This window comes from Haloarchaeobius lipolyticus, from assembly GCF_051208015.1.
Lineage (GTDB): Archaea > Halobacteriota > Halobacteria > Halobacteriales > Natrialbaceae > Haloarchaeobius.
On record NZ_JBPKGF010000002.1, the window covers coordinates 260,112 to 271,854 of the forward strand.

Sequence of the window (11,743 nt, forward strand, 5' to 3'; positions counted from 1 at the left end):
TCGGCACCGAGTAGCGCGGACGCCGTAGTTGGAACCAGACGCCTCCTGCGGGCGTCCAGCCTGGATAAACCGTAAGCGACTACACCAAATCGACCCAACCGTGGAACGTGCCCATGACACGTTTCGATGCCGCCGACCCGGACGCCCGTGTGGAACTCGTCGTCGACGCCATCACTGCCCACCGCGAACGGGCGAGTGGCTTCGCCGAGTTCACGACGGACCCGGCACCCGACGACGACGAACTCGGTCACGGCGCGCCGTGGGTGCAGTTCTTCGACGGAACGGTCGCCGTCGACTGCACCGACGAGGAGCTCGACCGGCTGAAGTCGCTCTGTGGTGAGTTCCCGGCAGCCACCATCGACGAGCTGGTCAGTCCCGAAGAGGCGGAGGGAACCCACGCCAGGGTCACCATCAGGACCGACGACGAACGCGTCGCCCAGTTCGTCGACCGCGTGTTCACGGACGCCTTCGAGCGGCCGGAGGACTACCGGCTCTGGGTTGCGGCAGTCTGAAACCGAGAAAGAGAACTATTTGGTCGGGGGGCCACAATGGCCCGCCATGAGACATTCGTCTAGAGAGGATTCCGTCCTCGAACCATCGCACCGATGCAACTACTCCGTCCCCGGCGGGGGTGGTGGGTGATGTCTGACTCCCTGCTCACCCACGCCCTCGTCCCGGTCGCGAACGACGACGACGCTGCCGAGACGCTCGATTCCCTCCTGCCGTATCTCGACCAAGAGTGTCGACTGACCGTCGTCCACGTCATCGAGAAGGCCGGAGGAGCACCCGACAAAGCATCCGTCGAACAGCGCGAAGAAGAGGCCGAAGTGGCGTTCGACCACGTCCGTGAGCGCTGTGCCGAGGCGGGCATCGACTGCGAGACTCGGCTCGCGTACGGAACCGACGTCCCGGAGACGGTGTTCGAAGTCGCCGAGGAGATAAACGCCTCTTCCATCGTCTTCGTCCCCCGGAAGGGGAGCCGGTTCATCCGATTCCTGACGGGCGACACCGCCCTCGACATCGTCACGGATTCGAACCGCCCCGTCATCACACTGCCGGGAGGTGACGAATGAGCGACGAGGAACTCGCGAAGGACCTCGGCCCGCTCGCCGCCCTGACCATCGGGGTCGGAACGATGATCGGGGCGGGAATCTTCGTCCTGCCAGGCCAGGCGATCAGCGACGCGGGCTCGCTCGCGGTCGGTTCGTTCGTCCTGGGCGGCGTTATCGCCATGCTGACGGCGCTCTCCGCGTCAGAACTCGGCACCGCGATGCCCAAGTCCGGCGGCGCGTACTTCTACGTCAATCGCGCACTCGGCCCGCTGTTCGGCTCCGTCGCCGGCTGGTCGAACTGGATGGGCCTCGCGTTCGCCTCCGCATTCTACATGGTCGGCTTCGGTGAGTACATCCGGAACATCGCCGGCCTCGCCGACGGCTACGCCATCGGTGGCCTCGTCACGGTCCCGTCGGTCAAGCTCATCGCGCTGTCCGGGGCGGCCCTGTTCGTCCTCGTCAACTACGTCGGGGCGAAGGAGACCGGACGGCTGCAGAACGTCATCGTCGTCATCCTCGTCGCCATCCTCGCCGTGTTCACGACCATCGGCTCGCTCAGCGCCGACCCCGTGAACCTGCCCGAGAGCAACGGGACCATCCCGATGCTGGAGACGACCGGACTCATCTTCGTCTCCTACCTCGGCTTCGTCCAGATCACGAGCGTCGCCGAGGAGATAAAGGACCCCGACCGGAACCTGCCCCGCGCAGTCATCGGCAGCGTCCTCATCGTCACGGCCATCTACGCGCTCGTGCTGTTCGTGATGAGCGCCGCCGTCCCGGCCGGCTTCATCAACGACCTGGACCCGAACAAGATCGCCGTCGTCGAGGTTGGCCGCACGCTCCAGGGCGGTCTGCTGGCCGGCGCACTGCTGTTCGGTGGCCTGCTCGCGACCGCCTCCAGCGCGAACGCGAGCATCCTCGCCTCGTCGCGAATCAACTTCGCGATGGGTCGTGACCGCATCGTCACGCCCTCGCTCAACGAGATTCACGACCGGTTCGGGACGCCGTACCGTTCCATCGGTATCACCGGCGGGCTCATCCTCGCGTTCATCGTGGTCGCACCCATCAACATGCTCGCCGAGCTCGGCAGCGTCCTCCACCTGATCATCTACGGCCTGCTCAACCTGGCGCTCATCGTGATGCGCGAGGCAGACGTCGAGGACTACGACCCCTCGTACACGGTTCCGTTCTACCCGTTCACGCCGATACTGGGCGCCATCTCCTCGTTCGCGCTCATCTACTTCATCTCCGACACCGTCCAGTGGCTCGGTCTCGGTTTCGTCGCGTTCGCCGCGGTCTGGTACATCGGCTACGCCAGGACGAAGACGACGGAGCAGGGTGCACTCTCGGACTGGATTCTGTCACGGGCCGACGAGATGCCCGACTCCGCCGTGAGCGCCGCCAACTCGGTCGCCCCCGACGGTGGCCAGTACCGGGTGATGGTCCCGCTCGCGAACCCCGAACACGAGAAGGACCTCATCTCCCTCGGTAGCGCCATCGCCAAACAGCGCGGAGGGAAGGTCGTCGCGACCCACATCGTACAGGTCCCCGACCAGACCTCCCTCTCGTACGCCCGCGACCACATCGACGAACTCGACGCGAACTCTCGGTCGCTGCTCGAGCAGGCCCGGATAGACGCCGAGGCCTACGACGTACCCGTCGAGACGCACACCATCCTCTCACACCGGTCGTTCGAAGAGGTGTTCGACGCGGCGAAGACCCACAACGCGGACCTCGTCGTCATGGGCTGGGGGAAACACTCCCACGGCCGTGCCGAGTCTCGCGTCGACGAACTCACGCAGGACGTCCCGTGTGACTTCCTCGTGCTCAAGGACCGCGGCTTCGACCCGTCGCGCATACTCGTGCCAACCGCGGGCGGTCCCGACTCCGACCTCTCCGCGGCCGTGGCGCGGTCGCTCCAGTCGCAGTACGGGTCCGAGGTGGAACTGCTGTACGTCCGCCGGCCGAAGGAGGAGAGTCAGGAAGACGCAGAGCGGTTCCTCGACGAGTGGGCGGTCGACCACGGCCTCTCCGACGCGACGTACATCGTGGACGACAGCGGCGAGGTCGAGGAGTCCATCGAACGGCACGCCCGCGACGCCACGATGCTCGTGGTCGGTGCGACCGAACGTGGCCTCCTGTCCCGACTGCTCCGCGGCTCGCTCGTCATGGACGTGGTCGACGACGTCGACTGTTCGGTCCTGCTCGCCGAGAAGGAGCGCAAGACCAGTCTTCGCCAGAGACTGTTCGGACGCCAGTAACGGCGTCTCCCACTCGACTTCCAGCCCCCGAGACGGGGCTGGGTAACCGCTCTCTCGTTTCGTCCCGGTTCCCTGCACGCTCAAGTTCTCGCATCGACTACATTCACCATCGACTACATATCGGTCGCGGGGGGACCACGTGTCGGTCGACGGGGGAGACATCGTGTACAGAGGCGCCAACACCAGGACGGAGCGGTGTATCGCGAGTGAGGGTCGGAGGGGACGATGAATGTAGGGCAAGCTCTGGACGTCGCGAGACGGTCACTGAACGCCGTCGTCGCGTGGCTGCTCGTTGGGGCCCTCTTCGGCCTCGCATCGGTCGCCTACCAGCGTGACGCGGTCTACTGGGCGGTCCTCATGGGTTTCGTCGCTCTCGTCGCCGTCGTTCCAGCGCTCCTCGACCGGTCCGTTACGAGAGTCCCCCCGTGGCCGTTGCTCATCGTCGCCGGACTCGCACCGACCACCCGCATCTTCGGAAGCGGGACGGTATGGTCGAGCGCTAGACGGGCGAAGACCCGGACAGTCACCGCGGCGGCCGAGCGCGGCTACGACGTTCCCTTTATCGACGCCGCGACGCTCGACGCATACTACCTCACCGGGCTCCGCGTCATCGGTCGGGGCGTCAGGTACGTCACGACCTTCGCCGATGCCGCAGCCCTGGCAGCCATCGCGTTGCTCTTCGTCGCCCTCCTGCAGTGGCTCACGAGACTCCGGATGACGACGGGCTTCGGTATGCTGTTCGTCGGCGTCACGACCATGGGGATGAACGGCTTCTGGGCCATCGTTCGGTGGAGAGCCGCGGACGTCCTCGGTGTGGCGTTCGTTCCGACCAACGAGGCACTCATGCACGAGTTCGCCGCCGCGGGACTGGCAGGAATCCTCGTCGCCATCTGCTTCGGCGCGTACTTCGGACGGGCCAGACCCGAGACGCGGGTTCACTGGTCGGCCGTGACCGACGGCGGCCACCCCGCTACCGACGGTTCGGATCCCGCCACCGATGGCGGAGACCCCCCCACCGACGAGGAGGACCAGCCTCCCGTCGAGGGTTCCAGGGTGTGCAATCACTGTGGAGGAGAGAGACCGTGAGGCTCGCTCGTCTCCTCCAGCTCGTCGCGTCGCTGCTCGTCCGACTGATGCAGCTCGCGTTGTTGGCCATCGCCTACGTCGGGTACGAACAGGAGAACGTCGGCATCATCGTCAACGCCGTCGGCGCCTTCGCCATCACCTTCCTGCCGGCGATACTCAGGCGCGACCACCGGTTCACGATGCACGTCTACCTGACGTTCTGGCTCACCGGCGCGGTTCTGTTACACACCGCCGGGATGCTGGGGCCGTACAGCGACTTCGTCTGGTACGACAACCTGACCCACGCGACCTCCGCCTCGGTGGTCGCGGCGGTCGGCTACGCCGCTGCCCGCTCGCTCGACGTCCACAGCGAGACGCTCCAGCTCACGCCCTGGTTCACCTTCCTCTACCTGCTGTTGTTCGTCATGGCGGCTGGCGTGGTGTGGGAGCTGTTCGAGTACGGCGTCACCATCCTCGCCGCGAAGCTCGGCCAGCCCGCGCCTCTCGTCCAGTCCGGCCTCGACGACACGGTCTCCGACCTCGTCTACGACACGGTCGGTGCACTTGTCGTCGCCCTGTCCGGTTCGCTGTACCTGACCGACGCGATGGGTGAACGGCCGCCCACACCCGAACCCAGAACTCGCTGAACTCAGTTCGTGTTTCTGAGGTTTTCCAACGACAGTGCCATCCGTGAACGTGACCTACTGTATCAGTAGCGAGGAAAGACATGACGACGAGAGCAGAACGGAAGGAGGGGTGGGGAACCGGCGACGCGGCTCGACGGCGGGCACTTCTGACCTACGTCGGCGCGGCGGGCGTCGCAGCGACCGCAGGCTGTCTGAGTGGTGAGCGTCCGGCCGAGCGAGAACCCGCTGGCGACCCCGCGGCACCAGCCAGATACGCCCAGGACGCGACCGTCTCGATCGTGACTCCGCGGGACGGAGAGACGGTCCACGGGTTCGTCTCGGTGGTGATGGCCGCGGAGAACGTCGCGATAGAGTCCGCAGGCAAGGCCCGCGACGGCGCGGGACACTTCCACCTCATCATCGACGGCGAGCCGACCCCACGCGGCGAGATAATCCCCGCCGACGCGACGCACAAACACTTCGGCGAGGCCTCGAAGGAGACCGTCCTCGACCTCGAACCCGGCGAGCACCGGCTGGTCCTCCAGCTCGGCGACGGCAACCACCGGGCGTCGAGGCTCACCGACGAGGTCACCATCACGGTGGTCGACGACGCGAGCATCTCGTTCGTCGACCTCGAGGACGGTGCGTCGGTTCCGACCCCCGTCGCCCTCCGGTGGGAGACGAAAGGCGTCACGCTCGAACCGGCCGGTACCGTCAGACAGAACGCCGGATACGCACACGTGCTGGTCGACACCGACCCGATACCCGTCGGCAAACGCATCCCGAGCACGCCGCGCATCCACCACTTCGGCGACGGTGGGACGGACGCCACGCTCGACCTGACACCCGGCGAGCATCGGCTGGTCGTCCAGCTGTCGAACGGAAGCCGACTGGCGACGCCGCTGACGGACGAGGTTCGTGTGACCGTCACCGAGCCGGTCTCAGAGGGCGACGGCGTCTGACGCCGTCGCTCGTCGAATAGCGTCCGAAGAAAAACTGCAGCGAGAGATGCGTCGGCGTCAGTTGCCGAACATCTGGCGCATCATCGGGTGCATCTCCATGAGCTGTTCCTCGGCGATCTCCTCGTACAGCTTGTACGTGATGGAGACCGTGAGCAGCAGCCCGGTCCCGGTGACCGCACCGATGGTGCCGAGCATGTTCGCCATGACGGCGAGCAGCCCGACCAGTGCGCCGCCGATGACGGTGACCTGCGGGATGTACCGCTCCATCACCTTCTCGATGACGCCGACGTTCTGGCGGAAGCCGGGAATCTGCATCCCGGAGTTCTGTATCTGCCGGGCGGTCGACGCCGGACCCATGTCCGTCGTCTCGACCCAGAAGATGGCGAACAGTGCGCCGCCGCCGATCATGAACGTCAGGTCGATGCCGGTCCGGAGCAGCACTTGCCAGACCTCCATCGAGGCCGCCTGTCCAGTGCCCCACCACATCCAGTCACCGGGCGACTGGATGGGTGCGAGGTAGTAGAACAGGCCGCCGACGGCCTGTCCGTTGTTGTACTGGGCGGCCCACGCTGGGAGGCCGACCGCGCTGTCCAGCCCGCGCCCCAGGAACTGGATGTTCGCCTGGAGTGCGCGGACGAGGATCATCGGCAGGACGCTCGCGTAGATGAGCTTCACGGGGAAGCGACCGCGAGCACCCTTGACCCTCGCGTGACTGAGCGGGATCTCGACCCGAACGGACTCGGCGTAGACGACGATCGCGAAGATGAGCAACGTCGTCACGAGGGCGATGATGTGTCCCTCACTGCCGAGCAGCTGGGCGAAGCCCGATGCGGTCAGCACGTCGAAGTTGGCCTGACCCGCCACGATGGCGAACCAGTCGCCGAACATCTGGATGACGCCGGTGACGAGGCTCTGGCTCACGCCTGCCACGATGAACAGGCCGATACCGGAGCCGACGCCCCACTTCGAGACGATCTCGTCCATGAACAGGACGAGGACGCCGCCGACGAAGATCTGGGCGAAGATAAGCCACTTCGCGACGGCGACGGCGTTCGCCGCGCCGACGAAGCCGGCCAGCGTGTTGGCGGCTGCGGTCTCGACCGGGAGGATGGCGTTCGAGAGGAACACCATCGGCAGCCCGGTGAGACAGATCATCACCAGCACCAGTAGTTTCTGGAGGCCCTGGTAGAGCACCTGGTCACGCGGATCGTCGGTGTCCAGGCCGAGCAGGTTCGCCCCGCCGAGCAGCTGTAGGACGATGCTCGCCGTGACGATCGGCCCGATGCCGAGGTGCAGTATCGAACGATTCGCGCCGGCCAGTATCGACCGGAACTGACCGAACGCGTCGCCGCCTCCTCCTGCACCAAGCGTCTGCGTCCCGTAGACGGTGACGGTGGTGAGGAAGAAGTACAGTACCAGCACGCCCGCGGTCCATCCCAGCTTTCGCTTGAACGGGACGTGACCCTCGGGCCGCTGCACTGAAGGCATCCGCGTCAGGACCGGTTCGGCAGCCTCCTTCCATCCCATGGCTTATTCCTCGTCTGCCTCGGCCTCTTGAGTGTCTTCCGGTTCCGCTTCCTCGGCGCGCTCCGAAAGCACTGCCTCGCCGCCGGCCTCTTCGATGAGACCGCGGGCGGAAGCCGTGAAGGCGTCTGCGGTGACCTCGAGCTCGTTCCGGACCTGGCCGTTGCCGAGGACCTTCACGACGTCGACCTCGTGACCGTCCTCGACGACGTCACGCGCGTCGATGACGTAGCGGTCGCCGTCCTTCTCCGCGAGGTCGTCGGCGACGTAGAGGACTGCGTCCTCGTCGAGCTTCTGGACCGAGATCTCGACGACCTCGTCCTGCACGCCCTGCGGGCGCTTGAAGCCGTGTTTGCCGAGCGGTTCGTAGTTGTGGAACTCGTGCTTGGCTCGACCGGCACGGCCGCGGCCACCGCGGTGACCGGCGCCACGCCGGTTCTTGTGCGTACCGCCACCGTGCGTGCGCGAGCCTCGCTGGCGTCGTTTCTTGCTCGTCATGGTTATCGCATCGCGTTGAGGAGTGTGTCGATCTCCTCTGTCGTGTGTTTGCCGAGTGCGCCACCCTCCTTGGTCGGGTGCTTGATGCCGTCGTGACCCTTCCGCGGCGGGTGCAGGCGCAGGACCGGGGAGAGACCCTGCTCGCGCAGCGTCGTCTCCTCGGCCAGCAGTGCAGCTGCGAGGCTCTGGAAGTCCTCGTAGTCCGTGTTCTCCGCGAGCCACGCCTCGTCGACGTCGGCCGAGCCCTCCTCGGGCTGGGCGCGCTTCGAGAGGACCGTCGCCAGGACGTCCTCGCTGGGCTCGCCCATCGCGACGTAGTCGTTGACCTTCGCGAGCATCCCGCGGTAGGTGTCCGTCTCGGGGACGAGCGTCGCGTGGTTGACGCGGTGGAGGTTGAGCATCTTCAGGGTGTCGTCGATCTTGCCGGTCCGATCGACTTCACCGCGAATCTGGACGACTGCCTTCATCAGTCAGCCACCTCCTCTTCGGCGACGTTCCGTGCACGGCGCGACTGCGAGGCGTTCTCGAGCGCGTTGAACGTCGCTTTCGCGAAGTTCACCGTGGTACGGGTGTTGCCGTAGGACTTCGTCCACGCGTCCTCGATGCCGGCGAGTTCCAGCACCTTGGTGACCGTCTCGCTGGCCGCCAGGCCCAGCCCGAGCGGGGCGGGGATGAGGTCGACCTCGACCGAACCGGCCTTGCCGGAGGTTCGGTGGGTGAGCGAGTGCGGCTTCGTGGAACGGTCCTCCCAGGAACCGGAGCCACGGGGCACGTCGATGATGTTCAGTTTGGCGATGCCGATAGCTTTCTGGATGGCTGCGCCCACCTGGTCGTCACGTCCCTCGGCGTACCCGACGAATCCGTCGCGGTTGCCGATGGCGACGACACAGCGGAACTTCACACGCCGGCCAGAGTCGGTCATGCGCTGGACCATGTTGATGTCCAGCACTTCGTCGTCCAGTCCGGGAAGGAGCTGGTCGACGACCTCGGGTTCCTTCAGCGGGAGTCCCGAGTCGAGGGCCTGTCGCATCGAGTCGATCTCGCCCTCCTGTACCTTCTTGCCGAGCCGCGTGACGGGCTCCCAGCCGTTGTCGTAGTCGTTTCGGGCCATATTGTTAGAGCTCCATCAGGGCTTCCCGCACTTCGTCGAAGTGCTCGGGAAGGTCTGTTGCGTCGAAGTCGCCGCTGTACAGCGGCTCGTCGAGTTGCTCTGCGTACTCGGCGATGTGCTCACCGCGGTTCCGCTCCCAGTCAGCGAGCACGTCGTCGTTGTGCGGGATGTCGAGACCAGCGTCGATCGCGCCCTCCTGCACTGCGAACACCTTGGAACCGGGCGTCGCCGTGTTGAGGCCGATATCGAGCACTGCTTCCTCGATTCCTGCGTCGAGTGCACGCTTGCCAGCCAGCAGCCCGGTCAGGTAGGCCGCGGAGATGTTCCCCGTGGGGGCCTCCCAGCCGAACTCTGCCAGGTCGGACGAGTGTGCACTCGCGTGTGTGTTGTCACCGTTGGGTCCAGGAGAGACCAGCTGCGCCGTAGTGTGCTTGTTGCTCTTTCGAGCCACGAGCCGGGGTTTCCCGGATTTCAGCAGGCGCAACCTTTGATGGTAGTCCGTCCGGACCTCACGGCGACGTCGCATCGGAACCTTGTATCGTGGTCCTGTCGCCATTTATTCGTCACCGTAGTTGTTGTCGATGTAGTTCAGCAGGTACTGGACGCTGCGGAACTCGCCACCGCGAGCCTTGTTGTAGAGTTCGCGGTACTGGGTTCGGGTGATCTCACCCTCACCACGGAGTTCGTTGAGCTTCTTTCGCTGCGCGCGAATCCGCTGCTGCCACTCCTCTTTGGGGTCCTGCCGACCGCCCTTCTTCCCCTTGCGCTTGCCCGGGCCCTTGCGGTGGCCGTAGGCGCGCTTGGCCTTGCGCTCTCGCGCGCGACCCTTGGAGTTGCCTTTCTTCTGCTTCGCTCGAATCGAGCCCTCGTCGACGAGCTCGCGGATGTCCTCACGGGTGATCGCTTCCGCGATCTCGCCCTGGGACTCGGGGTCGAACCAGACGCGGCTCTTCCCGACTTCGAGGACGTCCGAAGCCAGTCGCTTCTGGGCGGAGAGATCAGTCATCCTGTTCCACCTCGACTTCGACGTAGGTCGGGTTCAGCACCCGAATCTCGTTCTCTTCGGCCCGCTCCTCGATGCGCTCGCGCTTGCGAGCGCCGACGGTCGACGCGATACGGACCGCTTCCGTGTCGCCGTCGACGCCTTCGAGGTCGTCCACGTTGTGGACGCGAACCTCTTCGAAGCCCGAGGGGTGCTTGCCGCGAACCTCGGTGGGCGTGCGGTAGCCGGCCTCGACCTTCGGACCCTTGCCCTTGATACCGCGGCGCTGCTTGGACAGGCCACCGCGGGGCTTGCGCCAGGACGTCGGGATGCGCTTCTTCTTGTGGTAATCCTGCCGGTTGAACTGCGGCTTCCCGTCCTTGTGACGCTTCTTGAGCAGACGCTGCTCTTCGTCGTCGAGTTCGGGGGTCTTGTCGACCAGGCCGCGCGGCTGGAGCTCGGTTTCGACCTCTTCCTCGGCCTCCTCGGCCTCGGCGGTCTCTTCCTCCTCGCCTTCGATCTCTGCCTCGGTGTCCTCGGACACCTCGAGGTCGCCGACGTCGGCCTTGATACGCGCAGCGAGCGCGTTACCGATGCCTTCGACCTCTGCGAGGTCGGACTGGGAGGCCTTCTTGATGTCTTCGACCGTCTCGTAGCCAGCGTCGCGGAGCGCTTCGGCTTTCGCCGCGCCCACGCCGCTGATGTCTTCGAGTTCCTGTTTGTCTGCCATACGTTAGGCACCTCCCTTGGCGGGTTTCTGTGTGATGTAGACGCCGTCCTGGAAGACACGCGTGTCCTTGCCGCTGACGCGGGTCAGCTGCTCGATGTCTGCGGCGGTCTGTCCGACGTGCTCCTTGTTGGGGCCCGACAGGGACAGCTCCTCGCCGTCGACGGTGACCTGCGTGTCGCCGTGGATGGTCGTTCGTCGCGGTGCTTTCTCACCGAGGAAGTTCTCGATGACGACCTCGTTACCTTCGACGTTCACCTGCATCGGGAAGTGAGAGTAGTAGACTTCCATCTGGTACTCCCATCCCTCGGTGACGCCGTGGAACATGTTCTCGATGTGGCTCTCGAAAGTGCCGACGGTTGCACGCGTCTTCGCGTTCTCCTCGTCGCTCTCGATGACCACCTGGTCGTCCTCGACGCTCACCGTGATGTCGGGGTACCAGAGACGTCGTGTGACCGACCCCTCGGGACCTTCGACGGTGACGTCGAGATGGTCTACCTCGGCGCTTACCTCGTCCGGAATGTCCAGTTCTACTCGCATTGTTAGTAGACGTATGCGATCACCTGGCCACCGACGCCCATGTCGCGTGCTTCGTAGTGGCTCATGACGCCGTGACTCGTCGTCACGATGAGCGCACCGTAGTCACGCGCGGGGAGATATCGCTTCTCCCACTTCTCGTACTCGTCGACGCTGACGGAGTAACGGGGCTTGACGGGGCCGCATTCGTTGATCGCTCCTTTCAATTCGACCTCGAACCGGCCGGACTTACCGTCGTCGACGAACTCGAAGCCGTCGATGTACCCGCGGTCGTAGAAGACCTCGAGGACGGAGCCGATCTGGTTCGAAGCGGGCTCAACTACGTGGGTGAGATGCCCGACGCTCTCGGCGTTGTCGAGGCCGGAGAGCGCGTTGCTGAACGGATCGTTCGCTGTCAT

15 protein-coding genes are annotated in these 11,743 nt (G+C 65.3%); 6 read left to right on the plus strand and 9 right to left on the minus strand.

Features of this window, described 5'->3' with window-relative positions:
• Positions 1-113 precede the first annotated feature (113 nt).
• The 6 genes from ACSC1Y_RS04310 (at position 114) to ACSC1Y_RS04335 (ending at position 5,966) form a co-directional block, all read left to right on the plus strand.
• On the plus strand, positions 114-512 hold the full coding sequence (locus tag ACSC1Y_RS04310; RefSeq protein WP_435333457.1) for a DUF7975 family protein: 399 nt from the start codon (positions 114-116) through the stop codon (positions 510-512).
• A gap of 129 nt (positions 513-641) precedes the next feature.
• Positions 642-1,073 (plus strand): universal stress protein, encoded by a 432-nt coding sequence (locus tag ACSC1Y_RS04315; protein WP_435333458.1) that lies wholly within the window; start codon positions 642-644, stop codon positions 1,071-1,073.
• Positions 1,070-3,313 carry an amino acid permease gene (locus ACSC1Y_RS04320; protein ID WP_435333459.1) on the plus strand — a complete coding sequence of 748 codons (2,244 nt, stop codon included), beginning with the start codon at positions 1,070-1,072 and terminating at the stop codon, positions 3,311-3,313. Before ACSC1Y_RS04315 ends, ACSC1Y_RS04320 begins: the two co-directional genes overlap by 4 nt.
• A gap of 225 nt (positions 3,314-3,538) precedes the next feature.
• Entirely contained in the window at positions 3,539-4,399 is an 861-nt protein-coding gene (locus ACSC1Y_RS04325) for a hypothetical protein (protein WP_435333460.1), read from the plus strand.
• Positions 4,396-5,025, plus strand: a complete 630-nt coding sequence (locus ACSC1Y_RS04330) for a DUF2238 domain-containing protein (protein ID WP_435333461.1) — start codon at positions 4,396-4,398, stop codon at positions 5,023-5,025. The genes ACSC1Y_RS04325 and ACSC1Y_RS04330 overlap by 4 nt, the downstream gene beginning before the upstream one ends.
• An 80-nt stretch (positions 5,026-5,105) precedes the next feature.
• Positions 5,106-5,966, plus strand: a complete 861-nt coding sequence (locus ACSC1Y_RS04335; protein ID WP_435333462.1) for a DUF4399 domain-containing protein — start codon at positions 5,106-5,108, stop codon at positions 5,964-5,966.
• A gap of 57 nt (positions 5,967-6,023) precedes the next feature.
• On the opposite strand, the gene secY is transcribed toward ACSC1Y_RS04335, so the two are convergent.
• Genes secY through ACSC1Y_RS04380 form a run of 9 tightly spaced genes read right to left on the minus strand, consistent with a single transcriptional unit; the run spans position 6,024 to position 11,743 of the window.
• The gene (secY, locus tag ACSC1Y_RS04340; RefSeq protein ID WP_435333463.1) at positions 6,024-7,493 is read right to left on the minus strand and encodes a preprotein translocase subunit SecY; all 1,470 of its coding nucleotides are present in this window, start codon (positions 7,491-7,493) and stop codon (positions 6,024-6,026) included.
• 3 nt (positions 7,494-7,496) lie between these two features.
• Complete coding sequence (locus ACSC1Y_RS04345) at positions 7,497-7,988, minus strand: uL15m family ribosomal protein (RefSeq protein WP_435333464.1); 492 nt, start codon at positions 7,986-7,988, stop codon at positions 7,497-7,499.
• 2 nt (positions 7,989-7,990) lie between these two features.
• Positions 7,991-8,455 carry a 50S ribosomal protein L30 gene (gene rpmD / locus ACSC1Y_RS04350; protein WP_435333465.1) on the minus strand — a complete coding sequence of 155 codons (465 nt, stop codon included), beginning with the start codon at positions 8,453-8,455 and terminating at the stop codon, positions 7,991-7,993.
• The gene (locus ACSC1Y_RS04355) at positions 8,455-9,099 is read right to left on the minus strand and encodes a 30S ribosomal protein S5 (protein WP_435333466.1); all 645 of its coding nucleotides are present in this window, start codon (positions 9,097-9,099) and stop codon (positions 8,455-8,457) included. The genes rpmD and ACSC1Y_RS04355 overlap by 1 nt, the downstream gene beginning before the upstream one ends.
• Positions 9,100-9,103: 4 nt before the next feature.
• Entirely contained in the window at positions 9,104-9,655 is a 552-nt protein-coding gene (locus ACSC1Y_RS04360) for a 50S ribosomal protein L18 (RefSeq protein WP_435333467.1), read from the minus strand.
• Positions 9,656-10,105 (minus strand): 50S ribosomal protein L19e, encoded by a 450-nt coding sequence (locus ACSC1Y_RS04365; RefSeq protein WP_435333468.1) that lies wholly within the window; start codon positions 10,103-10,105, stop codon positions 9,656-9,658.
• Positions 10,098-10,811, minus strand: a complete 714-nt coding sequence (locus ACSC1Y_RS04370) for a 50S ribosomal protein L32e (RefSeq protein ID WP_435333469.1) — start codon at positions 10,809-10,811, stop codon at positions 10,098-10,100. Before ACSC1Y_RS04370 ends, ACSC1Y_RS04365 begins: the two co-directional genes overlap by 8 nt.
• A gap of 3 nt (positions 10,812-10,814) precedes the next feature.
• On the minus strand, positions 10,815-11,348 hold the full coding sequence (locus ACSC1Y_RS04375; RefSeq protein ID WP_435333470.1) for a 50S ribosomal protein L6: 534 nt from the start codon (positions 11,346-11,348) through the stop codon (positions 10,815-10,817).
• 2 nt (positions 11,349-11,350) lie between these two features.
• Positions 11,351-11,743, minus strand: coding sequence for a 30S ribosomal protein S8 (locus tag ACSC1Y_RS04380; RefSeq protein WP_435333471.1), 393 nt, complete (start codon positions 11,741-11,743; stop codon positions 11,351-11,353).